The sequence below is a fragment of the Robiginitalea sp. genome, from assembly GCF_982776155.1.
The window spans coordinates 248812-274611 of the sequence record NZ_CEXZKX010000005.1 but is presented as its reverse complement, the minus strand read 5'-3'; the positions used below and the strand labels follow the sequence as shown (position 1 = coordinate 274611).

General features: G+C 50.5%; 25 protein-coding genes. 2 read left to right on the top strand and 23 right to left on the bottom strand.

What is annotated here, in order from left to right:
* Positions 1-68: 68 nt before the first annotated feature.
* The gene (locus tag AC3DKS_RS10745) at positions 69-1007 is read right to left on the bottom strand and encodes a DUF6427 family protein (protein WP_015753313.1); all 939 of its coding nucleotides are present in this window, start codon (positions 1005-1007) and stop codon (positions 69-71) included.
* Between the two features lie 39 nt (positions 1008-1046).
* Between AC3DKS_RS10745 and AC3DKS_RS10740 the strand changes: the two genes are divergently transcribed.
* Positions 1047-1268, top strand: coding sequence for a DUF6341 family protein (locus AC3DKS_RS10740; protein ID WP_015753314.1), 222 nt, complete (start codon positions 1047-1049; stop codon positions 1266-1268).
* 6 nt (positions 1269-1274) lie between these two features.
* On the opposite strand, the gene purD is transcribed toward AC3DKS_RS10740, so the two are convergent.
* The 22 genes from purD to AC3DKS_RS10630 all read right to left on the bottom strand — a co-directional run bounded on the left by purD (position 1275) and on the right by AC3DKS_RS10630 (position 25284).
* Positions 1275-2549 carry a phosphoribosylamine--glycine ligase gene (gene purD / locus AC3DKS_RS10735; protein ID WP_272606917.1) on the bottom strand — a complete coding sequence of 425 codons (1275 nt, stop codon included), beginning with the start codon at positions 2547-2549 and terminating at the stop codon, positions 1275-1277.
* A 233-nt stretch (positions 2550-2782) separates the two neighbouring features.
* A complete protein-coding gene (locus tag AC3DKS_RS10730; protein WP_041326933.1) occupies positions 2783-3769 on the bottom strand; it encodes a UDP-glucuronic acid decarboxylase family protein in 987 nt (328 codons plus the stop codon).
* Between the two features lie 80 nt (positions 3770-3849).
* Positions 3850-5151 (bottom strand): UDP-glucose dehydrogenase family protein, encoded by a 1302-nt coding sequence (locus AC3DKS_RS10725; RefSeq protein ID WP_272606919.1) that lies wholly within the window; start codon positions 5149-5151, stop codon positions 3850-3852.
* A gap of 229 nt (positions 5152-5380) precedes the next feature.
* A complete protein-coding gene (locus AC3DKS_RS10720; protein ID WP_041327449.1) occupies positions 5381-6733 on the bottom strand; it encodes an exopolysaccharide biosynthesis polyprenyl glycosylphosphotransferase in 1353 nt (450 codons plus the stop codon).
* A gap of 79 nt (positions 6734-6812) precedes the next feature.
* Positions 6813-7550: a WecB/TagA/CpsF family glycosyltransferase gene (locus tag AC3DKS_RS10715; protein WP_015753319.1), complete on the bottom strand. Its 738-nt coding sequence runs from the start codon at positions 7548-7550 to the stop codon at positions 6813-6815.
* 4 nt (positions 7551-7554) lie between these two features.
* The gene (locus AC3DKS_RS10710) at positions 7555-8694 is read right to left on the bottom strand and encodes a glycosyltransferase (protein WP_272606920.1); all 1140 of its coding nucleotides are present in this window, start codon (positions 8692-8694) and stop codon (positions 7555-7557) included.
* Positions 8672-9907: an O-antigen ligase family protein gene (locus AC3DKS_RS10705; protein WP_272606921.1), complete on the bottom strand. Its 1236-nt coding sequence runs from the start codon at positions 9905-9907 to the stop codon at positions 8672-8674. Before AC3DKS_RS10705 ends, AC3DKS_RS10710 begins: the two co-directional genes overlap by 23 nt.
* Complete coding sequence (locus AC3DKS_RS10700; RefSeq protein WP_015753322.1) at positions 9904-11232, bottom strand: hypothetical protein; 1329 nt, start codon at positions 11230-11232, stop codon at positions 9904-9906. The genes AC3DKS_RS10705 and AC3DKS_RS10700 overlap by 4 nt, the downstream gene beginning before the upstream one ends.
* Positions 11226-12053: a sulfotransferase domain-containing protein gene (locus AC3DKS_RS10695; RefSeq protein WP_015753323.1), complete on the bottom strand. Its 828-nt coding sequence runs from the start codon at positions 12051-12053 to the stop codon at positions 11226-11228. Before AC3DKS_RS10695 ends, AC3DKS_RS10700 begins: the two co-directional genes overlap by 7 nt.
* Positions 12054-12056: 3 nt before the next feature.
* The gene (locus AC3DKS_RS10690; protein WP_083760681.1) at positions 12057-12962 is read right to left on the bottom strand and encodes a sulfotransferase family protein; all 906 of its coding nucleotides are present in this window, start codon (positions 12960-12962) and stop codon (positions 12057-12059) included.
* Complete coding sequence (locus AC3DKS_RS10685) at positions 12955-14304, bottom strand: flippase (protein WP_272606922.1); 1350 nt, start codon at positions 14302-14304, stop codon at positions 12955-12957. Before AC3DKS_RS10685 ends, AC3DKS_RS10690 begins: the two co-directional genes overlap by 8 nt.
* Positions 14305-14343: 39 nt before the next feature.
* On the bottom strand, positions 14344-14841 hold the full coding sequence (locus tag AC3DKS_RS10680) for a hypothetical protein (protein WP_272606923.1): 498 nt from the start codon (positions 14839-14841) through the stop codon (positions 14344-14346).
* Between the two features lie 22 nt (positions 14842-14863).
* Positions 14864-15817 (bottom strand): GDP-L-fucose synthase family protein, encoded by a 954-nt coding sequence (locus tag AC3DKS_RS10675; protein ID WP_041327452.1) that lies wholly within the window; start codon positions 15815-15817, stop codon positions 14864-14866.
* 5 nt (positions 15818-15822) lie between these two features.
* On the bottom strand, positions 15823-16938 hold the full coding sequence (gene gmd, locus AC3DKS_RS10670; RefSeq protein WP_272606924.1) for a GDP-mannose 4,6-dehydratase: 1116 nt from the start codon (positions 16936-16938) through the stop codon (positions 15823-15825).
* A gap of 21 nt (positions 16939-16959) precedes the next feature.
* Positions 16960-17736: a dTDP-4-dehydrorhamnose reductase gene (rfbD, locus tag AC3DKS_RS10665; RefSeq protein WP_272606925.1), complete on the bottom strand. Its 777-nt coding sequence runs from the start codon at positions 17734-17736 to the stop codon at positions 16960-16962.
* Positions 17736-18278: a dTDP-4-dehydrorhamnose 3,5-epimerase gene (gene rfbC / locus AC3DKS_RS10660; protein ID WP_272606926.1), complete on the bottom strand. Its 543-nt coding sequence runs from the start codon at positions 18276-18278 to the stop codon at positions 17736-17738. The genes rfbD and rfbC overlap by 1 nt, the downstream gene beginning before the upstream one ends.
* Before the next feature lie 12 nt (positions 18279-18290).
* Positions 18291-19157, bottom strand: a complete 867-nt coding sequence (gene rfbA / locus AC3DKS_RS10655) for a glucose-1-phosphate thymidylyltransferase RfbA (RefSeq protein ID WP_015753331.1) — start codon at positions 19155-19157, stop codon at positions 18291-18293.
* Positions 19154-20185, bottom strand: coding sequence for a dTDP-glucose 4,6-dehydratase (gene rfbB, locus AC3DKS_RS10650; protein ID WP_015753332.1), 1032 nt, complete (start codon positions 20183-20185; stop codon positions 19154-19156). The genes rfbA and rfbB overlap by 4 nt, the downstream gene beginning before the upstream one ends.
* A complete protein-coding gene (locus AC3DKS_RS10645) occupies positions 20182-21183 on the bottom strand; it encodes a hypothetical protein (protein ID WP_015753333.1) in 1002 nt (333 codons plus the stop codon). The genes rfbB and AC3DKS_RS10645 overlap by 4 nt, the downstream gene beginning before the upstream one ends.
* 6 nt (positions 21184-21189) lie before the next feature.
* Positions 21190-22857 (bottom strand): DUF6909 family protein, encoded by a 1668-nt coding sequence (locus tag AC3DKS_RS10640; protein WP_015753334.1) that lies wholly within the window; start codon positions 22855-22857, stop codon positions 21190-21192.
* A 55-nt stretch (positions 22858-22912) separates the two neighbouring features.
* Entirely contained in the window at positions 22913-24409 is a 1497-nt protein-coding gene (locus AC3DKS_RS10635) for a GH3 auxin-responsive promoter family protein (RefSeq protein WP_015753335.1), read from the bottom strand.
* A 5-nt stretch (positions 24410-24414) separates the two neighbouring features.
* The gene (locus AC3DKS_RS10630) at positions 24415-25284 is read right to left on the bottom strand and encodes a M23 family metallopeptidase (RefSeq protein ID WP_272606928.1); all 870 of its coding nucleotides are present in this window, start codon (positions 25282-25284) and stop codon (positions 24415-24417) included.
* Positions 25285-25393: 109 nt separating this feature from the next.
* Between AC3DKS_RS10630 and AC3DKS_RS10625 the strand changes: the two genes are divergently transcribed.
* Positions 25394-25576: a twin-arginine translocase TatA/TatE family subunit gene (locus AC3DKS_RS10625; protein ID WP_015753337.1), complete on the top strand. Its 183-nt coding sequence runs from the start codon at positions 25394-25396 to the stop codon at positions 25574-25576.
* Positions 25577-25800 lie beyond the last annotated feature (224 nt).

Here is a 25800-nt window from a genome sequence, read left to right as displayed (position 1 = left end):
CTTATTTGAGAACCCCTTATTGGTGAACCGGGTGGTGTTCGACGCGCCCCCCGGGGGGGGCGCCCAGGTCAGGCCAGGAGCCACTCCCCGGAAAAAACCGCCAGGCAGATCAACAGGGCCCCTATAAGCAGACCCTCCCGGATTTTCTCCTTCCGGACAGACTCGATATACTTGGACAGGAATACGGCCGCCGGGAAGAAGGTCAGGACAATCGGACTCCCACGCATCCCGCTTCGAAGAAGCACCACCCCAATCCCCACGAGCAGGGATATCGCCAGCAGACGCATGACCACAATCCGCCCATGCCCGGCTTTCCCCAGCTTTAAAAAGGCGGTAAACCCGGCGATCAGGACCACGAGGATGTAGCTGCCCAGTTTTGCCGCATTGCGCCATTGGGCCCAGTATTCCACCGTTCCCTCCCAGCGCAGCCGGTAGTGGGTGCCGATAAAATCGGGGATCCCCGCCAGGAACGCGACGGCCGCCCCGATCAGGCCCACCACCGCCACAGCTGCCAACGGGTTCAGCCAGTTCCGCAGGTTCCGGGGTTCGTAGAAATAGACATAGATCCAGGGCAGCAGCATAAACAGCAGGACCCAGTCTACCAGCAGGCTGCCCACGAGGATCCAGAGGGCCCCGTCAAAAATTTTGGCCTTGACGTTCCGCAGGGATTTCAGGCTGATCAGCCGACGCATGGCCAGCAACAGGAACAGGTTGGCCACCAGGGCGTGACGGTCCAACAGGGATTCGGGAAAAAGCAGGACCAGCAATGCAAAGAAGTAGCTGGTATAGGAATGGGAGCCCGTAAGCTGGTTGCGCTGGACGATGAAGTTCACCAGCAGCACGCTCAGCAACAGGGCACTGATCCCCAGCACGTCCATCGGCAGGGTTTCCAGGCTGATTTCCCGGTTGAACCGGAGAAATAGCGCGCAGGCGTACAGGAGGGTGAGAAAGCAGAGAACCAGGATGTAATTGACGGGTTTTGTTTTGCCAAAAACGCTTGAAATCATCGCTGGTTTTCGTATGTTTGCAGGGTAAATATAGGTACAATGAGAGCTTTTTTTGAAGGGATCGAAAATTTATTTGTCAACTTCCTCTTCGCCCCTTACGACTTTTTCCGCTTCATGGAAAGCTGGTGGGCCGCCAACACCATCAATTGGATTTTCGTCATTATCGGCACGGTAGCGATGGTTTACTGGCTCGGCCAATTGCGCTTGTTTGACTCCCGAGGGGAAGAAGACCGCAGCATTACTTCCCATTCGTATTTATAGTCCCTCTCAGAGGTCGAAACCGATATCTTTCCGGTAGTAGGCATCCTGGAAGGTTAACGCCTCCACGGCCCTGTAAGAGCCTTTCAGGGCCTCCCTGAAGTCCGTACCATAAGCGGTAACGGCCAGCACCCGGCCGCCGCTGCTCACCACCTGCCCGGATTCGTCCCGTCGCGTCCCGGCGTGGAAGACCACGGCATCCCCGGTCGCTTCCAGGCCGCGAATCACGCGTCCTTTTTCGTACGCCTCCGGGTACCCCCCGCTAACCATGACCACCGTGGTGGCCGCTTCCGGCCGCACGTGCAACTCCACCTCATCCAGCCGGCCCTCGGCCGTCGCCTGCATCAGGTCCAGCAGGTCCGTTTCAATCCGCGGGATAACCACCTCGGTCTCCGGGTCGCCCATGCGGACGTTGTACTCGATAACAAGCGGGTCGTCCCCCACCCGGATCAGCCCGATAAAGATAAAGCCCACATAAGGCAGCCCTTCGCGCTGCAACCCTTCTACCGTGGGCCGGATGATGCGGTTTTCGATTTTCTCCATAAAAGCGGCATCCGCAAAGGGCACCGGGGAAACAGCGCCCATGCCCCCGGTGTTCAGGCCGGTGTCCCCTTCCCCGATCCGCTTGTAGTCCTTGGCGGTGGGGAGGATTTTGTAATTCCTGCCGTCTGTGAGTACAAAGCAACTCAACTCAATCCCGGACAGGAATTCCTCAATCACCACCCGGGCGCTGGCCGAACCGAATTTGGCATCCAGCAGCATGGAGCGGAGCTCGGACTTTGCATCGTCCAGGGATTCGAGGATCAGCACCCCTTTGCCGGCGGCCAGGCCGTCGGCTTTTAACACGTATGGGGGCTGCAGGGTTTCCAGGAAGCGGTAACCCTTGTCGAGGTCCTCGGGCCCGAAGCTTTCGTAGGCCGCGGTGGGGATGTTGTGGCGGCTCATAAAGGCCTTGGCGAATTCCTTGCTGCCCTCGAGTTGGGCAGCCGCCCGGGACGGGCCGATGACCGGGATGCCTGAAAGCTCCGGGTGGTCTTTAAAATAGTCGCTGATTCCCTCTACCAGCGGGACTTCCGGACCCACGATCAGCATGTCGATGTCGTTGTTCCGTACGCTTTGGGCAATACGGTCAAAATCGTCTACTGCCAGGGGCAGATTGGTTGCAACTTGGGAGGTGCCCGCATTTCCGGGGGCCACGTAGAGTTTTCCGAGGGAATTGCTTTGCGCCAGTTTCCAGGCCAGGGCGTGTTCGCGCCCGCCGGATCCCAGGACCAGGATATTCATGATGCCATATTTTCGACAAAAATAGGGGATGCAGGCCAAATGGACGGCTTCCCGGGGAAGCTATTTGCCGGTAATTGCACTTTTGAGCAGGCGGCCTGCATCCTGCCGGAACCTCAACACAAGGAGGCAGCCGCTACCCGGCCGCGAGGCGCCAGGCGCTACCCAAGCGGGGGGCATCAGCGGTTACCCAACCGGGGGGCGGCACCAGCGGCAACCCGTCCCGGGGTGCGTTCTCAGCGCCGGTTCCTGCCGGAAAAGTCCCGATGTTCCTTCCGTTCCAGGTCTTCCCGCGAAAGCGTCCGGAAGTAATCGAAGGTCTTCTTCATCCCTTCTTCCCGGCCCACCTGCGGTTCCCAGCCCAGGATTTCCCTGGCCTTGGTGATGTCCGGCTGCCGCTGCATCGGGTCGTCCTTGGGCAGCGGCTTAAACACGATTTTCTGGTCCGTGCCGGTCAGTTTGATGATCTCCTCGGCAAAGTCCCGGATGGTAATTTCGTGGGGGTTCCCGATATTCACCGGGAGGGCGTAGTCCGAGAGGAGCAACCGGTAGATCCCCTCTACCTGGTCGTCCACGTAGCAGAAGGAACGCGTCTGGGAACCGTCGCCGAAAACCGTCAGGTCCTCGCCCCGGAGCGCCTGGCCCATAAAGGCCGGGATCACCCGTCCGTCATTCAGGCGCATCCGCGGCCCGTAGGTATTGAAGATCCGCACGATCCGGGTCTCCAGCCCGTGGAAACGGTGGTAGGCCATCGTGATGGACTCCTGGAACCGCTTCGCTTCGTCATAAACCCCCCGGGGGCCGATGGTATTTACATTGCCGTAGTACTCCTCGGTCTGCGGGTGCACCAGCGGGTCCCCGTATACCTCGGAGGTGGAGGCTATCAGGATACGTGCCTTTTTCTCCTTGGCGAGCCCCAGCAGGTTGTGCGTTCCCAGGGCGCCCACCTTGAGTGTCTGGATCGGGATTTTCAAATAGTCGATCGGGCTGGCCGGGCTCGCAAAATGCAGGATGTAGTCCAGCCGGTCCGGGACGTGGACAAACTTCGTTACATCGTGGTGGTAATACTCAAAGTGCTCGTGGCGGAACAGGTGTTCGATGTTTTTCAGGTCGCCCGTGATCAGGTTGTCCATGGCGATGACGTGGTAGCCTTCCGCGATAAACCGGTCGCACAAATGGGACCCCAGAAATCCGGCCGCCCCTGTTATCAAAATTCGCTTCACCTGTTTGCTTATTTGTTGTTGTTACTTAATTGCCTTTCGTGCCGGCGGGAACGCAGGTTGCCCGCAGACCGGATGATGTGCTATCCGCGGCCGATGGATTCGTAGTGGAACCCGCGCGACTTCATCTCCTCCACGTCGTAGAGGTTGCGCCCGTCAAAAATCACCGGGGCTTTCAACAGGTCCTTGACCATGCTGAAATTCGGGTTGCGGAACACGCTCCATTCCGTACAGATCACCAGGGCATCCATGTCCTCCACCGCCCCGTACATGCCGGGTGCAAAAGCGATGGCATCTCCCAGCTTCCGCTTGACGTTTTCCATGGCTTCCGGGTCAAAGGCAGTAACCTCAGCCCCGGCGGCCAGCAACTCCTCGATAATATACAGGGCCGGGGCCTCCCGGATATCGTCGGTTTCCGGTTTAAAGGCCAGCCCCCAAAGGCCGATCTTCTTACCCTTCAGGTCATCCCCGAAATATTTCCGGATCTTGGGGATCAGGGCCGTTTTCTGTTTCTGGTTTACGTCGATCACGGATTCCAGGATCTGGAAATCATAGCCGGAATCCTTGCCGGATTTATGCAGGGCCTTGACATCCTTCGGGAAACAGGACCCCCCGTACCCGATGCCCGGGAACAAAAAGCGCTTCCCGATGCGGGAGTCGGTGCCCATCCCAATCCGGACCTTGTCCACATCGGCCCCCACCAGCTCGCAGAAGTTGGCGATCTCGTTCATAAAGGTGATCTTGGTGGCCAGGAAGGAATTCGCCGCGTATTTGGTGAGCTCAGCCGAGCGTTCGTCCATGATGATGACCGGGTTCCCGGATCGTACAAAGGGCTTGTAGAGTTTCTCCATCAGTTCCGTGGCACGGGGAGAGCTGGAGCCCACCACAATCCGTTCGGGCTTCAAAAAATCGTCCACCGCAAAGCCCTCCCGGAGGAATTCCGGGTTGGACACCACGTCAAAGTCGCATTTGGCATTTTTTGCAATCGCCTCCCGCACCTTATCGGAAGTCCCGACAGGCACCGTACTCTTGTCCACAATTACCCGGTAATCGGTTATCAGTTTCCCGATTTCATCCGCCACGCCCAGGACGTATTTCAGGTCCGCAGACCCGTCTTCGTCCTCCGGGGTGGGGAGCGCCAGAAATACGATTTCGCCGTGCTCCAGGCCCTCGGCCAGGGAAGTCGTAAAGGTGAGGCGGCCCGCATTGATGTTCCGCTCAAACAATACGTCCAGGTGCGGCTCGTAGATGGGCACCTCCCCCTCCTGCATCCGTTTGACCTTGAGCTCGTCGATGTCGACGCAAACCACGTCGTTACCGGTTTCGGCCAGGCAGGTCCCGGTTACCAAACCGACATAGCCCGTACCTATTACTGATATTTTCATTGATTGATTCTTTGTTGCTGATTAAAAGCCGTGCGATGTGGCCGCAATATTAATTAGAACGGGGCGTACCGCGCAACTGTTTTGGTCGAACAACCCAATTCCGGGATAAAAGTACTCGTTTTCCTACTGTGCGAAGTACCTCCCGGTTCCATTAACGCGCTTTTTTCCGCGATGGTATGCCGCTTTGCCGACAAATCCGAAATGCAACCCCGGGATCGGAGGCAGGCTACTAATACGCCTTTTCCTCCCCCCGGAACATATTGAGGACCGTCTGCACGATGATTTTTACATCCAGCAGAAAGGACCAGTTCTCGATGTAAAAAATGTCGAATTTAATCCGGCCGTGTATGTCCGAATCCCGTTCTACCTCCCCCCGGTAGCCGCGCACCTGGGCCAGGCCGGTGATGCCCGGTTTGATAAAATGCCGGACCATGTATTTGTCTACCTTGCTGGCGTACTCGTCCGTGTGCTTGAGCATGTGCGGCCGCGGGCCCACCACGGACATATTCCCGAAGAGCACGTTGTAGAACTGGGGCAGCTCGTCGATACTCGTCTTCCGGATAAACCGGCCAATCCGCGTTACCCGCATATCGTTTTTCCCGGCCTGGAGCTTGTCGGCGTCTTTGTTCATGGCCATGGAGCGGAATTTATAGCAATAAAATTCCCGGTTGTCCAGCCCCGTGCGCTTCTGCACAAAAAACAGCGGCCCCGGCGATTCCAGCCAGATCAGGATGGCCAGCAGGGGCCCGAGCCAGATCAGCACGCCGAATATCACCACCAGGCTGAAGGCGATGTCGAACGAACGCTTGACAAAAGCATTGATGGGGTTGTGGAGCGGGATATCCCGGAGGGACAGGATCGGGAGGTAGTCGTAGTACTCGAATTTCAGCTTTTTTGAATATAAATTTTTGTTGTCAGGAAGAAATTTAAGTGTTATCAAGTTGTTGTCCGCAAAGTTGATGAAATCAATGATTTCGCTGTTTTTTAATTCTGAAACCGAGCAATACACCTCATCGATCTTATTGCTTACAATAAATTCGAAACAGGCTTTCAAGTCAAAGTTTTCAGATCTGGGGCAGAATTGCTTCCTGAATCGATAACCAAATTCTGTGCGATCGTTAAACACCTGAACCAATTGGTCTGTTTTCTTGTTTTTGCCGATCACAACAACGTCGCGCAGATCCCCTTTGACTTTTTCGCGATACTTCATGAGAAGGTAATAGCTCAATAATTTCATGCTGCTAACGGATACAAATACTATCCCAACATACTGTGCCAACGCAAAACGACTCATGTTTGGTTGCTTGAAAAAGCCGATAAATGCATAAACGATCAGGAAATAAATAAAGAATTGCTGAACGAGAAGGCGCAAAATGTGAACAACCTTTGCATGCCTCCTGATTACATAAAATTCAGTTTTAAACGCGATTATCAACCAACCAAGGGATATATAGCCATGAAATAGCAGGTCAACCTCCAAATTGATGGGGAGCAGTTTTGCGATATAGTTGATTATCACAAAATCCACCAAAAAAGATACCGGAGATATAAGATCCAGATATTTGGATTGTTGAAAGGGCATGATCATTTGTTCTCGGGTACCGCGATAATGGACTTATGCGGCCGAATGTCCCCAGGGTTCATTCGCCTAAAAATAGGGGTTATTTTATATAATGGCGAGCCAGTAAGTAGAGAAATTTGGAGTTCGTGTACAAATATCTTTTGAACATTCTCCTAGGCTCCTTTAGCAACCTGTAAAACCATTCGAGGCCAGATTTGCGCATCCAGGCTGGTGCCCGCTTAATAACCCCAACGTATGTCGGCAATGCTCCACCTATGCCGAAAAGAAACGCGTCTATCTGCCGGGTGTGGGCGTGCATCCAGACTTCCTGTTTTGGGCAACCTAAAGCAACAAAAACGACCTGTGTGTTGGATTCGTTCAATTGTCTTACATATTTCTCATTTTCCCAGGACTGCCCAAAGGGAGGGGAAATTAAATGAGTCAAAACAATTCCCGGCAACTCTCTGTTGATTTTGGATCGGGTCGCCTCCAAAACCTCTTCGGTTGAACCGATGAATGCCACCCGGTATTCTTTTAGATTGCAGTGATGCAAAAAGAGCGGCAAGAAATCCATTCCTGCAATCCGCTCCTGACTGATCCCGTGAAGTACCCGAAAGCTTTTGGCAACGGGTAAACCATCCGGTAAAGCATATGTGGCAGAATTGACCACCTCGGCGAAATCGGAATTATCATACGCTTCAATCAACATGTGAACATTGGAAAAGCAGGCATAACCGGATTCTTCCTGTTCGATTCTATGATGAAGTTGTTCAATTAAATCGACCTCCCGGATGGCATTTACATCGATGCTGATAATTCTTTTCTTGCTGTTGTCCATGAATCTAATTCACTACGGAATTGTATATCTCCAGTAAGTTCTCCAGATTAATTTTATGAGTGTATTTTTCAAGATATGTCCGCCGGGCACATTTTTCAAAATCCTCTCTCGGCACCATATCGTAATCCTCGATTGCCTGTATTAATGATTTAACCTGACCGGAAGAAAACAATAACCCATTGTAATTGTGGTTTACTAATTTGCTGATATTCTCATTGTCACATGCTATTACAGGGGTTCCCGCAGCGTAAGACTCGATAATGGTATTTGGCAACCCTTCATAACACAGGGATGGAAATACAAGTGCCTTGGTGGTTCTCAACAGTTCCGCCACCGAGGACCTGGACTGCTCACCCCGAAAATGGATGTTCTTACCTGCCAAATCCCTGAGCTCCTGCTCCAGTGGGCCCGTGCCGACGATGGTCAGGGACTTTTCGGGGAGTCCCTGAAAAGCTTCTAACAACAAATGAACACCTTTTTCCCGGGACAGTCTGCCGATATATAAAAACCCTTGGCGAGCGGGAGGCACTTTCTCAGTGTCCTCATAAATGTCGTCCGTACTATTTGGCTTCACAATTAGCTTTTCCCCTCCAACTCCCAGGCTCGATTGAATAAATAAATCTTTGATAAACGGGGTCAGGACAATAAACCGATCTACAGAATCCTTCCAGATCCCCTGGACCTTTGAATACCACAAAAATGTTGATAGCAATAGGCTCTTCGGAACGGAGTCCTGAAAGCAAGCGTGATATACTCCATGGGAGGGAAACTTTAAATTCACACATTTCGTGCAGATTTGTCCATCCCGGAGTAATAGTGCCGCCGGGCATATCAGCCGGAAATTATGTAGCGTCATCACGATGGGTACTCCCAAATCCTTTGCTGCCTTCAATACAGCCGGGGATGCCTGGTAAAACAAATTATGTGCGTGTACGACGTGTGGTTGGAATTCTCGAATTGCCTCCCTGGTCCGGGAATAGGCCTGCTTATTGAAGAAAAGACGGCCCGCATTGATTTGCTTATTGTCAAAATGCAGTTGTTTTACGTTCAGGCCGTATTCCGTAAGCAACTTCATTTCGTTGTCTACCACAGCGTCCTCGCCTCCCGAAAACCGATACAAATTATGTATCTGAAGAACGTTCATAGGCAGAAAATTTGAAGTAGAAAAAAGCGTGGAAGAATGCAAAAAGCAGCACGATGGCGTTCCTGTTAAAATGGGATTCGGTCAGGCTCGTTCCGAGAAAAAGGACGAGGAACGCAAAATAAATGGTGGCTTCCCGGTTCCATAGCCGGCTGGTAGCATATACCAATGACGTTAAAAAAAGCACAAGCCCCACCAGCCCTGTTGCCAGAGTAATTTGCAGGAATAAATTATGTGCGTTAAACGTATTTCCTTTTAGAAGCAAGGCCTGATACCTGTGGCGTCGAAAGCAAAGTTCCAACTCGGTTTGTTGGTCACCATAACCCGTGCCTAAGGCCGGATTTGCCTCTATTACGTGTGCCGTACAGTCCCAGATGAGTTCCCGGAAACCCCTGCCTCCCCAGTACTCAGTTACCTCGTATTGCCCTTCGAAATTAACCGCATCCTTGAATTTTTCTATCAGGGCCCGATTACTAAAAACAAATACAACGGCGAGTACTATAATTGCTATAATGCCGAGGAACTCCGGTGTGGATGCTATTTTCCTCGCCCTCCAAAGTAAAAAAACAGACAGGATCAAAGTAAAAACTATTGTACTTCTACTGCTCAATAGTAGTAGAATCCCTAAAAGGAAAATTAAAATAATCGGAGCCGGCTTCCGATACCATTGCGGCATTGAATTGCGGTGGAACAACCAGAGGGTCAATGTCAAAACAATGGCCGCGCCAACGTACAGGGAGAATCCCAGATAATGAAAATTTATTAGGGAGGTGGCAAGATTTTCCTGAAGCAACGCGTCCAAGGAAAACTCCGGGGCATTCATGGCCACAGAGAGAGAGAGTATCGAGAGAATTGACGTGGAAAACGTAAAGCACCCTACAAGTAGACCTGCATCTGAAATGCTGAATATGCCTTTTAAATGACGCATTACGAGAAAAAACAGGGGAATGAAAACGAGCAACAGTGATTTCTGGAGACCGTGCGCGAGGTCATCACTCCAAAACAAGGATAGGAAATGCAACAATACGTATCCATTGATCACGAGGAACTCCAACCAATCACGCCGGGAAGCCTGAACGCGAAAGTGCAATAATTCAAACAACCAGAAAGCCAAAATTGCGCCAGCCATCAGGTTGGGCAAGGCCGGCCCAAACGGTAGCACAACCAGGAAAGTTGCGAATAGGCCGATCCATATGTTTTTACGGGATAATTTCAATCAACATGCATTTGCTGTGCGCGGTCAAACTCGGCCAGTTTAAATAATAGTATAATGGGTACGATGATTTCCGGGTACTCCAGGTAATTCTGAACCGAAAGTAAAAAAAAGGCATATATACCAATAAATTTAAGGAATTCTGCTCGCTCCCGGCTGATCAGATTACCCTGGATCTGCCAAATCCTGATAAAAAAGAAAATCAGGTAACCGCCCCCGGCAAGCAGGCCGTACTCAAGAAGAAGCGCAACCAGAGAAGAAAATGTTTGGTTCCTTGTACCGTCATTGTAGGGTTTCGACAACAATTCCCTGTTCAGGAGGGGGTAAACATCTTCGGAATGTGCTGGTGTACGGATTGAAAAGTTGCTCCTTAGCCATTCGTTCTGAACGAAGTCGCCATTAAGGTAGAAGGCGGTTCTGGAATTATATCCCCCGGGTGCGGCCCCTAACATAAAAACCTTCATGTCGCCGAGAAATCGTTTCTGGGACCCGTCCAGAAACGTTATAAAACGCGGTATCTGGGTGACTTCCAATTGGCGAGATCGCTCCACTTCCTCCTGATAGTCGTAAGAATCAAAAACCAAAAGCGCCCGGTTGATATTGGCCTCGATATAATCCAGGTTCCTGGGATTGAATACTCCTATCATCCCCACCGCAATAATCGAACTCAATAAGATGGCCCCCATGATTTTCCAATATCTAAGGAGCCGCGTGGCGTACAACAGCAGAAGGGAAATCAGAAAAATCACAAGTCCCAGTCCATAAAAACCAAAAACACCACTAATCAGAAAAAAGGCAAAGGAATAATATTTCCTTTTACTGAGATAGTACACGCTAAACCCCAGGTTTATAACCGAAAGCGTATGGGAGCCCAGACCGTCCAGCCCATAGAGTCCCGTAAAGGCGTCATCGTAATTCATCAAGGAGGGGTCTATAATAAATTGTGCATAAATGAATGCACTGACGTTCACCACCACCAATACGCGTGATGCAATCGCCAGGAATGTGTCAAATACGGAAAAAACCCTGCCAGATTTCCAGGCTATGGGACGAGCTTGTAAAAAGACCCAAATAGGCAATATCAGATAAGCAGAGACGAAAAAATTGAGAAAATACCCCCCCGCCAGATACGCTGACAACAGGCCCAACAGAAAAAACAATAGCGTGAAAAGCAATATGCTCCTATTTAATTTTAGCCGGAGCAAGTACCCAAGGACGGCTAGAATCACAGGATAAACCAGAATAAGGGTTTGGCGCAAAAAGGTGAATACCAGAAGCCCTGTCAGTAACAGTGTCCAAAATATTGCCTGCTTACGGGAAACTACCATGTCATATCCGGTTCATAGCCGAGTTTAACAAGCACGTCCCCCGAATGCTTCTTGAAGCACTCTTTCTCTTCCTGACCAAAATAATTTTTCCAATCGCCGGAAATGCCTTTTCTAAGGAAACTGTTTTTCTTTTCGTCTCCCTTTTTGCGTTGCGACTGGTTCTCAAATGAATATTTTTGAACCACTTTTTCCAGGCGCTCCTTCTCGATATGTGAAACACCAAGTTGCTCTTTTAATAACTTAGAGACCGTCCCAAAAGTATCATGTAACAAATCCTCGTACTTCACTAAATAGATGTTTTCACTACCGTGTTCCATTTCCCTGAGCCAGGCCCGGTTGAACTCAGCCCAATTTCCCATATAAGTGAATTGTTGCCATTTACTCGGCTTGCTCATAAAAGCGTAGTCGATGAATGCACGAAGATTGTATTTTATATCCTCAAAATTTTCGAATCCTGTTTTGTTTCGGTGATAAATGACATCCTTGGGGTTCAGCTTATTCTTTTCGTTCCAGATCAATTGGTGATAATAAAGAGAAATCATCACATCCCGCCCATCTCTCACCAGAAACAAAATCTTTTTGTTACTCGGAATCCGTCCAGTGGGAAGATAATGGCCGTGAAATACCGAAGACCCCAGGGCCGGCATCCGGTTTCTCGGAAACGGCAACCCCAGATACGCAGAAACCAGTTGACCAAGCCAGGTGCCTCCGGATTTGGGGTATTCTACAATGAGAACCGAGTCATTGACCGTTGTCAGGGTGTTTATCAACAAGAGTCGAGTGGCTTGTTCCAATTTACTTTTAATTGTGCGTAAAATCATCTTTTAGGATTTCCAGCTTTTCAGATCTGTGCCCAGCAGTTCCTCTAATTGCTCAATTTCTTCCGAAAGGGCCTCCCGAATTAATTCCCGGGCCTTATTGTCATCCGGATTTGCCACACGCTTTTTTGATTTTTGGCTGGTAACGAGATTCAGAAAGAAAATCTTTAATTTATATTTCAAATTGTACGGCACCAATGGGTCTATGATATACCTGACAAGTGCTTTTTTTATGCCCGATTGGCTATAGAGTGCATTCCGTATCCACGGAAACCGCACTTCCCCTGTTTTATTCAGCTGTTTTAGTTCCGGTTCAAAATCCGGGTCCACGCCAATAAACTCATAGGCATCGCGGACAACTGCCAACGGGTCATTTTTTATCTCCTCATAAAACACAATGTGGGCGCTCTCAGCAGGGAAGTATTTTCTCAAACGGGTGATCTGCGTAAAATACCTTCCATGATCGACATATGTGTTGTTGGATAGGGTCCGCAAATCCCCTTCCCTGATCCGGCTCTCTTCCAGGCTGATTGCCTTGTGCAGGATTTCCTGCTCCATGTTTCTTTTAACAGCAAAGTTATATGCTGAAATAGCGCGTTCCACCGGGTTTCTGAGTACAAGGATGAGTTTGGCGTCCGGGTTCAGTGAGGCGATTCTTTGGATGGCTTTCTCAAAATATATGATGTTGGCGCTTCCGTTCAATACAGCGGGTTGCCCCGAATATTCATCCCGGTAAATCCTATCCAGAAACTTTGTTCCTTTTTCAAAAAGTTCATCATCTATAAAGAATGGTGTGTCTTTCATGGAAAACGGCGCACAAACTTCCGGGTGCTGGGCCAGCCAGTCGTATAGAGAAGTTGTTGCGGCCTTTTGAACGCCGATAAGGAATACATTGGGAGTTAGCTCAGCCATTTCTATTAATTTTATTCAGCAGGGCCAGGGGGTCCAGGTAACTTCTCAGTCCGGTTCGCTTTTTAACATAATAGGCCCCCAGGAAATTCCATGTCAACAAGCTTGCAATTGTTGCAATAGCCACCCCTTCAATGCCAAAGCGTTGAACTAGTGCGAAATTTAAAGTCAAATTGACGATGAGGCCAATCAGCATGATTTTCTGATGCGTCTTTTGATGGCCTGTCATCTGGAGAATATTGCCCACTGAACCGCAAAAACAATTCAATAGTTGCCCGACTCCCAAAATTAACAAGACCCCGGATCCCGAGAGGTAGGCTTCCCCAAAAAGCCTCAGGAGGATGTCCTTCCCCAATAGAATTACCAGAAAAGTCCCCAATGCGATGGCTGCACTGATGCCCACGGCAAAAGTCAATAGGGTCTGCAACGGTTTTACATCATCCTTTCGATAAAGCTCAACAATTTTTGGCGCCAAAATTGAATTAATTGCATCCAAGTTGAAGGATATGAGCAAGGCCAGTTTTGCACCAACATCGTAAACAGCCACATCGGATTCATCTAAATAGGCTCCGACGAACAACCGGTCGATCCAGATCAGCAGAATCCCCAAAACAGATGTAATCAATATCGGTCGGGACTCCTTATTAAACTTGCGAAACGAGCCTTCAAGAGACTGGTAGAGACTATATCCAAAAACTCTGTAAGTGAACCAGCAACAACTCAACCACAGAAGGAATATGGCGATAAAATGCGCAACAATGGGCAATTCGTCGTATCTATTTCCAAAGAAAAGCACTCCGGCCAGTAAAACCCCGATTGTAAGCAGGAATCTCCCGAATGCGGCATAAATCGAAAAAAGTGTATTTTTTTTCAGGCCGCGATAAATTCCATTGTGTATATAGATCAGTGACCAAATCGGAAAAGTGAGGGCTGTCCATCTAAGAAATGGTGCAAATTCAAGCCTGTTAAAAACTCGGGAGGCAATCCATTCATCAAAGAGCACCATCGGCGTCGCCAGAATAGCGCACACCAGGAAAGAGCGTATGGTAGCCTGTGCCAAATACCCGGATAATTCGTTTTTAGGGAGGTTTCCGGCAGCTACGTATCTCGTCAGGCTGACGTCGTATCCCAGCTTACCGGCAATGGACAAAACCATGAACAGGGTAAAGCCAAGGACCACCATGCCGTAAACTTCATTGCCGAAATAATGGATTACCATCAGTGTAAATCCATAGCCTAAAATCAATGCTGCTACACGAAAAAACACAAATACGCCCGCCTTGGCCACGAGTTCCTTTTGGTCTTTCCCCGAAAGGAGTTTGTAAAGGATTTTTTTTAATGGCATAGGTGAACCGGCATTGTTACTTCATTATTGTAAATAATACTATCTGATGCGGATCGGAATCGAATCGACAGCAAGCGTAAACAATCGCCTCCGATTTCCGTCTACCAATCCAAAACGCAGCATCTCAAACCGCTCAAGATCCGACTCAAAAGTGCCCGTAAACACCCATATCCCCCGCCGAACTTCAGAAGGAGTGGCTTGCGCAGGATAAAATCCACCCTGGGCCTCTGTATTAATTTTAGGATAAAAATGCAGGTAAAAGCTATGATCCGACCAATGCTCCGATCGACGGGTTTCTTCTAAATACACCCGAACCTGGTATCGTTTTGAGTTGCTTTGGGGATAAACCCGTATGTCCCGAACGATCAACCCCAGCGTGTCGTTAAAATACTCAAGATCCAAAACGCTATTCCCCGGCTCGCTTTGAATCCACGACGAATCCGGGTTTCGGCAACCACAGAACAAGATTAAAATAGCAAAGAACCCCCAGAATGAGCACCCGGCCTTAAAGAGGCCGAGGTTTTTAATACGGTACATGAGGCTTCGGGTATTCATTGAATCAAGAAAGTCGTACCTGTTTATACATATCCTGATTTTTCAAAAACCAATCATAAGTAGACCGGATGCCATCTTCCAAACCAATGGATGCGGTCCACCCGGATTCCTTCAGGCGACTGACGTCCATGAGTTTTCGCGGCGTTCCGTCGGGTTTATCCATATCCCAGTGAATCGCTCCCTTATGGCCCACAATTTCCTGTATCAACTTGGCCAGGCTCCGAATGGTTAGGTCCCGGCCGGTCCCCACATTATACAGATCATGAGGCAATTTATTTTCCATGGCATAAACCACAGCATCTGCCAGGTCGTCTACGTGAAGAAATTCCCGCATTGGTTTTCCAGATCCCCAAAGGTCTACGCTTTTATGATCCGCTAATTTCGCTTCGTGAAACTTCCGGATCATCGCCGGCAAAACATGGGATGTTTTCAGGTCAAAGTTGTCATTCGGCCCGTAGAGATTCGTAGGCATCAGGCTTATATAGTATTTTCCATATTGCCTTCGGATAGACTCACATAGTTTAACTCCGGCAATTTTGGCAATGGCATACCATTGATTCGTCGGTTCAAGCGGCCCGGTGAGCAAACTGTCTTCTCCAAGTGGCTGCGGTGCTAATTTCGGATAGATACACGAACTCCCAAGAAAAATAAATCCTGTGACCCCGCTCTCATGTGAAGCCTGGATGAGATTGTTCTGGATGCTCAGGTTCTCCATCAGGAACTGGTAAGGGTAGGTGTCGTTTGCCAGGATACCCCCCACCCGCGCCGCCGCATCAATTACAAACTCAGGCTTTTCCGATTGAAAAAATTCATTGACCGCAGCCTGATCCCGCAAATCCAAATCACGGCTACTCCTGCCTATGAGATTGGTATAGCCTTTACTTTCCAACGCGCTCCAGATGGCTGAGCCCACCATTCCGCGGTGGCCGGCTACAAATATTTTATCTTGTTTATGCATGGGGCTCATTCAAAGTAATTCATAATCGTATACCCCCCCTTCCGGAGGTATTGTTCTTTTTTCATGAATTTCAGATCGGATTGCATCATATCCCGAACCAGATCCTCGAGGTTGAAATGAGGTTCCCAGCCCAGTTTATTTTTTGCCTTCGAAGCATCCCCGATCAACAGATCCACCTCTGTAGGCCGGAAGTATTTCGGGTCAACGCTGAGCACTTCTTTACCCACAGGTATCTGGTAATCAGGATCTGAACAGGAATTGATATAGGCTTTTTCCTCAACACCTTCTCCCCTAAACTCCAGTTCTATTCCCACTTCCCGGAAACTCATGCGAACAAAATCCCTTACAGTTGTAGTGGTTCCCGTCGCTATTACCCAGTCTTCAGGTTCATCGGCCTGCAGGATCATCCACATCATCCGGATATAATCCTTTGCATGGCCCCAGTCCCGTCGGGCATCCAGGTTCCCGAGATAAAATTTCTCCTGAAGGCCTAGTGCGATCCGTGAAACGGCCCGGGTGATTTTACGCGTCACAAATGTTTCGCCACGGATTGGCGACTCGTGGTTGAACAATATGCCGTTGCATGCGAACATCCCATAAGCCTCCCGGTAATTTACAGTAATCCAATAGGCATACATCTTTGCTACTGCATACGGACTTCGTGGATAAAAGGGAGTGGTTTCACTTTGCGGGACTTCCTGAACCTTTCCGTAGAGTTCCGAAGTGGATGCCTGATATATTCGCGTGTGTTTTTCCAGACCCAGAAGCCGAACTGCTTCCAAAATCCGAAGCGTTCCTATTCCATCAGCATTTGCTGTATATTCCGGAATTTGAAAAGAAACATGCACATGGCTCATCGCCGCCAGGTTGTAAATTTCATCCGGCCGAATTTCCTGAATGAGCCGAATCAGGTTGGTGCTGTCAGTCATATCCCCGTAATGGAGGAAATACTGCTGATTCTCAACATGCGGATCTTCGTAGAGGTGATCGATACGATCTGTGTTGAACAGGGAGGAACGCCTTTTGAGGCCATGTACTTCGTAGCCCTTTTTCAGGAGGAATTCGCTCAGGTACGCCCCGTCCTGACCTGTAACTCCGGTAATCAATGCGATCTTGCTCATATTGGGTATGATACTTTTTTGTTATGGAAGAAGAATACTACATTCCGGCCGTTTGGCAAAACTACGATAATTATTTCCCCTTCGAATCTTTGACGTACTATCGGGAGCATATCTATTCTTGATCCGCAGAGCAAATTCGTACCAGGTCATCGGCTCCCCGTCTGTAAAATGCCTGATCCCAAAATCCTGATCATCAGAGGTAATGAGCTCCAGAATATAATTTGCTAGATTCCCGGCCTTTGTAGGACAGCCTCGCTGCTGGTCAGTTACTTCCAAGTTTTCATTTTTATTAAGGCGGTTGAGGATTGTTGTAAAGAAATTCGGAGGATATTCGGAATACAACCAGGAAGTGCGAATAATAAAATACCTGTCCAGACACTTACCGATACGCTTTTCCCCTTCCCATTTGGAACGACCATATGCATTGATCGGATTTGGTTTGTCAGTAGGTCGATAGCCGTGCGGTTTACTCCCGTCAAAAACATAATCTGTTGACAAGTGAATCAGTATAACCCGGAATTCGGCGCAAGCTCTGGCCAAATTTTCTGCCCCGCAGGCGTTGACCTCCATGGCTTTGTCTTCTGCTACTTCTGCCTCATCTACCTCGGTGAAAGCCGCCGTATTTATACAGTATTCCGGAGCATGTTCCTTGAATCGTTTTCTGATTTCTTCCACACGCGTTATGTCGAGGGACTCCTTTGATACAAAAACGCCGTTGATTTCGTCGTAACTCCCAATTCTGGCTTGAATGCTTTTTCCCAGTTGGCCGTCTGCGCCGGTTACAATTACAGAAGTCATTATTTCAACATTCTAAAAAACGGAAGTGCTCGGTCCCTTGGCGAGAGTTTGATCTCGGATTCCGGAACCCCCCAGTCCAGATCCAGGTCCGGATCATTGAACCGAATGCCAGCCTCGGCTTTCGGGTTATAGTAGGCATCGCATTTGTAACAAAATATCGTATCGTCCTCAAGGCTCAGAAAACCGTGAGCGAGTCCTTTGGGTATCCAGAGCATCCGGGAGTTGTCCGATGAAAGTTCAACAGCCACGTGCCTTCCGAACGTTGGACTGTCAGTCCGGAGATCCACAACAATATCCCGGACCCTTCCGCGTACCACGCGTACCAACTTGGCCTGAGCCCATTGTCCTTTTTGATAGTGCAGGCCACGAAGTACGTTTCGGGAAGAAACCGAATGATTGTCCTGCACAAAGTCCACAGACAGGCCGAGATTCTTTTCGAATTTCGCCTTGTTGTAGGACTCCATAAAAAAACCCCTGTCGTCTCTGTAAATGGTGGGTTCAATTAGGTAACATCCGACTATTTCCGTCTTTGAAAGTTTCAATATACAAGTCCTTCAGGTGTGTTGAATGAGGCTTAATAAATATTCTCCATATCCGCTGCTTCGCAGCGGTTCGGCCAGTTGTCGCAATTGAGCCTCCCCGATGTAACCCATTTCAAACGCAGCCTCCTCGATTGCCCCGATCTTCTGACCCTGCCGGTTCTCGATTACTTCGACAAATTGCGACGCCTGCATTAGTGAGGATACGGTGCCGGTATCCAGCCAGGCCGTTCCCCGGTCAAGTACAGAGACGTGCAACTTTCCCATTTTCAAGTATGCCTTGTTAACATCCGTAATTTCCAGTTCGCCTCGGTGACTAGGTTGAATGCCCTTGACGATATCCAAAACCTCATTGTCGTAAAAGTAAATCCCGGGAATGGCGTAATTGGAACGGGGATTTTCGGGCTTTTCTTCTATGGAATCTACCTGACCCGTGGCGTCGAGGTTAACAACCCCGTAGCGCCTCGGGTTATTGACATGGTAGGCAAAAATCACCCCTCCGTCCGGATTCAGCCTCTCGGACAGTTGTTGGTGCAGGGAAGAACCGTAAAAAATGTTGTCCCCAAGGATGAGTGCCACATTATCCTCGCCGATGAACAACCTGCCGATGTTAAAAGCGTCAGCTATTCCTCTTGGATGTGATTGAACTGCATATTCAAAGCGGCACCCAAGTTGGCTGCCGTCACCGAGTAGCTTTTGAAATAGTCCAGAGTCCCGGGGTGTTGTAATTATCAGGACTTCCCGTATTCCCGCACGCATAAGCGTAGCCAACGGGTAATAGATCATCGGTTTATCGTAAACAGGCATCAATTGCTTACTGAGGGCAATGGTCATCGGGTACAAGCGCGTGCCGGAACCGCCGGCGAGTATAATGCCTTTCATAATTTCTTATTTAATTTCCCGATATACCAATGAATTGTTTCGGTTAAACCCGACTCAAAAGTAGTGACGGGCTTCCATCCAAGCTCGCCGGTTAATTTCGAATGATCTACCGCATAACGGATATCATGCCCGGGGCGATCTTCAACAAACCGAATTTGATCCGTATAGGATTTTCCCCCCAGCGACGGTACGATCTCGTCAAGCTTCTGGCAAATAAGTCGTGCCAGATCCAAATTGTTTTGTTCATTGTTGGCGCCGATCAGGTAGTGCTCCCCGGGATCGCTGTATTCAAAAATGCCAAGAAGCGCTTCGCAATGGTCTTTAACAAACAACCAGTCCCGGATATTGGAGCCGTCACCGTAAATCGGGATTTCCTTCCCTGTCATCGCTGTGTTTATCACTGTGGGAATAAATTTTTCCCGGTGCTGACGGGGGCCGTAGTTGTTCGAGCAATTGGTGGTAATACAGTCCATCCCGTAGGTTTTTACATAGCTCCTGACCAGGTGGTCAGACCCTGCCTTCGAGGCGCTGTATGGGCTGTTTGGTCTATAGGGGCTTGTTTCTGAGAAAACACCTGTTTTGCCAAGCTCGCCAAAAACTTCATCCGTTGAAATATGCAAAAATCGTCCCTGACATGCACTTCGACCCTTTGGCATCCACCATTTACGGGCGGCCTCGAGTAATGTGAAGGTGCCCATAACATTGGACATTACAAAAGTTTCTGGGGACGCAATGCTATTGTCCACATGAGATTCGGCTGCGAAATGAACGATCCCATCGAAATGATAACGTCGGTGAAGGCGGTTAAGCAGCCCCCCATCCGTTATATCTCCCTGAATAAAATCGTATTGAAAATCCGGATTCAGCCCGTCCAGGTTGTCCAAGGATCCGGCATACGTAAGCTTGTCGAGATTTACTATGTGCCAATCCGGCCGCTCTAAAGCCAGGTAATGAATAAAGTTCGACCCGATAAACCCAGCGCCTCCGGTAATTAGTATTGTTCGCTTTTCGGTGGCAGGCTTCCTCATGCTTCCAGTTCCCGGGCCTTTTTAATCATAAAAACAAAAAAATCTTTCAACAGGTACAACAACAATAAGACTAGCGGAACCAGAATAAGGGGCCTGGCCAAAAATGTTGGGTTTACGCGTTGTGACCGTCCGAAGTTCATGATCTGGACAGGCTGCGTTTCCCTGGCCAATGTAAAACGGTTGGATTCGATTTCGCGTAGCAACGTGCTTTTAAGTTGTAATAGAGAGGTTGGCTCAACTCCATCACTTCCCTCGAGAACGATCCGGTTCGGGGCTTGAACCTCTTCGCGCATCAGACTAGCCGTGTAGCCGGAAATAAGCGAGTCTACCTGGCCTATCAGGCGGTAGTTCCAGGCTATACGATCCTCACTATTCTCCTGGCGTACCTCAACCAGTTTGCCATAGTAGGTGTTGGAATTTATATACTCTAATATGGCTTTTGCATATTCGGGCCCTCTGACCGGATCTGGATAGGTGCATATAATTCGGTGGTTTATACCGGACTTATCCAGAATTTCCTCTCGTATGACCTCAGAAATCGTCGGATCGGCCTGAAAATTTTCGAGCAATTCCAAATACCTGAGATAGTCTTTGTTGTTGAGGCTTTCTGCCCCTTCATTAACCGGTTCGATTTCAATTTGAAACTTATCGGCTGCAAGCCCCGGAATTCCGAGTGCTTCGAAAAACGAGGAATCTTCGGCTTGTAGGTTCGCCTGGATTTCCGAAACGGCATCGTACAGATAGTTCTTATTCTCCATATTGGGCCGTACAATTACTTCTGTCTTGAAGGAATCGCTCGTCAAGCCTTCGAGGCCCCATCCTAAACCAAGACCGATTACTACCAGCAGGCAAAAGATCCAAAACCTTTTTACCAGGTATAATAAAGCTTTTAGAATACCCCGGAAAACAACTCGAAACCCGTTCCTTACACCATCGAACAATTGCCCGATGTCAATCTGGTCTTCAGGTTGAGACGTGTTATTGGAATTTGCGTTCATACGTACTTACGAATTAAAAATTTGTTTCAATATTTTGTCGGTAATCAGGTAGGTGGGTTTGACGCCCGTGGTGCCCAGCCCCCCGGAGGCCAGGGTATGGCCGGTCTTGAGCGGATTGTCCGAGGCGTAGTATGCGTACCGCACCTTCACGTCCTCCCGGATGCTCTTGCGGATGCGGGAAGCCGATTGGATGGCCTTCTGGTAGTGTACCCCCTCCATCTCCAGGCCGATGACGTTCCAGGTGGAATCGTGGAAAAAACTCAGGATGTCCTTGTTCTGCAGGGAGGTCCCCAGGACGGTTACCATGGTGCCTTCGAAAACGCGCAAGCCGTTCCCCTCGAAATCCGATTTGCAAAGTTCGTTCCGGAACGGGTAGTTGTCGGCCGTGCCTTCAAAGATATGGGCCGATGGGATCATCAGGTCGCCTTTGTCGCCCTCCAGGATCCCTGCCTTTCCCATGATTGAAATGGAGTCCACCGACATATAGTGGAGTTTCCCGTCCATGTTGTAGGGCTTCAGCAACTCGTCGATCGTCTCGAAAGCCTGCTCCCCGAAGGCGTAGTCCATGACCAGGATCACCGGCTTGTCCGCTTCCTTCTCCGCCGCCAGTTCATAGCAGCAGGCATCCGGGCCCAGACGGGCCGTGTCGAAGAGTTGGACGTCGATGTTTGTGCCGGACAGGTCGTCGATGGGTATCATCCCGTTTTTGACCGCCCGGGAGGTTACCAGCTCACGGAGCTTGGCGCTTCCGGGCTGGCTCAACGCCTCGTAGAGCTCCAGGGGCGACTTGCCGGGCAGCGTTTTAGCCAGGGCCTTCCGGGCAAAAAGCGAGTTTAGCACGCTGTGCATATTGCTGCTGATAATGTGCAGCGGCCGGTTGAGTAAACCTTCTTTCCGAAGCACCCCCTTGATGTTGTTGGCCCACCGCTCCCCGTGGATGTGGTGGCCCAGGCGTTCCCGTAGGAGCGAGCTGAAGGTGATGGTTCGTTTTTCTCCCGTGGTGATTTCCTCGATGGCCAGCTTGCCGAGCCAGTAGATAATCTGCAGGAAGCGGGCCGGGTTCTTCTTGGTGGCCAGTTTGTCGTAGACCTCGGCGACATCCACAAAGGAACGTCCCAGGATGTTCGCCGTATGGATAAGCGCCACCTCCCGCTCGGCCTGGGAGAGCTTCTCTTTACCGATCGCCTTTTCGAGTTTCTGCCAGTCCCGGATGGTCCGGGGCCCATCGTCAATGAGCACGCGGCGCCCGATTTTGTCCGATTCCACAAAGAGGAAGGTCAGGTGGGTGAGGATGTCATAGATATCGGAACGCCCCCGGGTAATCTCGATATTCATTTGCTCCTCGTCAATGCGGTAGCAGTTCCGGCGCCTCTTTGGGGGGATGATCGGCTTGAAGTGGGATTTGCCGTACCCTTCGTCCGAGGTGAGGTTGATGAAGCGGCACTGTTCGATGCCTTCGGGCAGCCGTTCCAGGACGTACATCAGGCCTTCGAGTTCCGTCTTGTCCTCCCCAATGGACCCGTAAATCTCCGGGCGCAACTGCAGGAGCGCGTTCCGCAGCGTTTCGCCGGAAACGCCCATGGGCTTGTAGAAGCCCCGGTTGAACAAATGGCGCATGGTGATGTACATGCGCTCGATAGCATTGGTGGATTCCTGCGCTCGGGTTGTCTCCATCAGTTAGGTTCCTGCGGCAAATTTACGTTTAATTTTCGTACACGGAAGGGTGCTGCTATTTGCGGAAGGGGTACAGGGCGTCGGCCACTTTCCGGTCGTTGGCAAGCCGTTGCACCTTGTTCTGCCCTCCGAGCTTTCCTACCGACTTCATATATTCCCGGAATCCGCCGGCGCGGATCCGGGTGATCTTCAGGGGTTGCAGGATGTTCCCGGCAATCAGGTCGTAGTAGTAACTGTTTTGCCGTTGGAGGGAAGCGTCCAGCCTGGCGATAAATGCCGGCATATCCTCCGGTTCGGCTTCAAACTCCACGAGCCATTCGTGGTAGGGCAGTTCCTCCCCCCCGGTTTCGATCACCGGGGCCACCGTGAACTCGGCAACCCTTGCCCCGGATCCCTCCAGGGCCTCTTCCATGGCGTATTCCACCTCCTTGGCAATCACGTGCTCCCCGAAGGCGGAAATAAAATGCTTTATCCGGCCCGAAACGATTACCCGGTAAGGGTCCAGGGAAATAAACTGAACGGTATCTCCCAGGTTATAACCCCAGAGACCGGCATTCGTGGAGATAACCATGGCGTAGTTCACCCCGGTCTCCACCTCCCCGATGGTCAGCCGGCGCGCCCCCGGTTCAAAGAATTCGTCCGCCCGGACAAACTCGTAGAAGATCCCCGCGTCCAGCAAGAGGAGCAGCCCCTTGCCCCCGTCCGTATCCTGGTAGGCAAAGAACCCTTCACTGGCCGGGAAGAGTTCAATGCTCGCCACCCGCCGGCCCAGCAGGTGTTCAAACCGGCCCCGGTAGGGCTCAAAGTTCACGCCCCCGTAAATAAATAACTCCAGGTTGGGGAACAATTCGCCCACATCCTTCCCGGTGCGCTCCCGCAATTTTTCAAAGTACATCTGCACCCAGGAAGGGATCCCCGCAATGACGGTCATGTCTTCCTCCACCGTTTCATCCACGATCCGGTCTACCTTGGTCTCCCAGTCTTCAATGCAATTGGTCTCCCAGCTGGGCAGGCGGTTTTTCTGCAGGTACCCGGGTACGAAATGGGCCGAGATACCGGATAACCTCCCAACCTTGATGCCGTTCTTTTCCTGGAGTTCCGGGCTGCCTTGCAGGAAGATCATCTTCCCATCCACAAAGGCGGCCCGACCCGTCCGGTGGATATAGCTCAGGATTGCATTCCGGGAGGCGCGTACCTGTTCCCGGATGGAAGGCCGGGTAATCGGGATGTACTTGGCCCCGGAAGTAGTCCCGGAAGTCTTGGCAAAATAGAGGGGCCTGCCGGGCCAGAGGATGTCTTCCTTCCCTTCCAGGGCGGGCAGCACCCAGGGTTTCAGTTCCTCGTAATCCCGGATCGGGACGCGGGAGGCAAAATCCTCATACGTGTTGATGTCGCCGAAATCGTGATCCTTTCCGAATTGGGTCGCCCGGCCCTGCCGCAGCAATTCCCGGAAAACCTTGAGTTGGGCAGCCTGGGGGTTGCGCACCCACCGCCGGGACCGGTAATGGACAGTTGCTGCAAAAATCCGCGCTGCCAGGGCCTTCAGGGACATAGAAATCAATTAAAGTCGATGTAATTCAACGGGTTGACCGGGTTGCCGTTTTTCCAGAGTTCAAAGTGCAGGTGCGGGCCCGTGGTAAGCTCCCCGGTGTTCCCTACCGAGGCGATGACCTCCCCGGAGCGGACGACTTCGCCCTGCTCTTTGGCCAGCGACCCGTTGTGTTTGTATACGGAAAGGAGGCCGTCTTTATGCTCCAGGATAACCACGTAACCGGTGGCGGCTGTCCATTCGGAGAAGATGACCGTCCCGTTGGCAACCGCTTTAACCGGGGTGTCCCGGGGGGCTACCACGTCCACCGCATAGTGCCGGCCTTTGGGGTCGTATCCCAGGGTGACCGTCCCGGTAAGGGGGGCAAACAACAGGGTGCTCCCGTCGGCGCTCGGCCGTTCGAACAGATTGTACTTGTCTTCCAGGGCCACCTGCGCCCGCAGGACGCTGTCTTCGCGGATCGGGCTCAGGTCTACCTGGGCGGGATCGATTTTAAAAGGCTCGAAAACGGAGTCCCGGTTGCTCTGGTTATTTTCGATGTCCCCCCGGAGGACTTTGCGGATGTTATCAATATACCTATTGGTATAGTTGAGGACGGTTACCAGGGAATCCGTGGTATAGGTAAGCTCGGTGGCCTGTCGTTTCAGGGCGGTGGAGGAATAGCCGGGGATATATTCCCGCAGCGGGGTAAAGGCAATCAGCAGGGTAGTCAGCGCAATAAGGCCAATGACGGCCAGGGACCCGGATACAAATACATTCAGCCGGCTCAGTTTAAAGGATATCTTCTCCTCAAAAGTGTTCTCGTTCAGGATAACCAGCCGATACTTGTGCAAGAGTTTGCGCCTGATCTCCTTCCGTCGTTTATCTTTCTTCGCCATGGATCGGGAGTCAAATCGAGATGATTTGTCTAAAATAAGGCTTCTGCAACAATAAAACGGGCAGGAATATGTTTTTTCATTACCTTTACATTCCTAAAATGAAGCAGGCATGAATGCACTTTTATTATTCTTAGCAATTGGGCCCTGGCAGATTGCCATCATCGTCCTGGTGGTATTGTTGTTGTTCGGCGGAAAGAAAATCCCCGAGCTGATGCGCGGATTGGGCAGCGGGATCAAAGAATTCAAGGATGCCTCCCGCGAAGACGAAAAGCTGGACGAAAAGAAAGACTGAATTTTCGGAACGGTCGGGATTCCACCGCACATTCCGGATTGAATTTGATATTGTAAAAGCACCCTGCGGGGTGCTTTTTTTATTCCCGTCCCTTTCCTTTTTTTCACGCCTTTGCCCGCCAAACCCACCCTGTTCCGTTTGTCGATCAGGCCCGTGATGCTGCCAGCGCAGGCCCGTTTTCACCCGCCACTAATCCCCTCAAAACCACAACAAATCCCCATTCA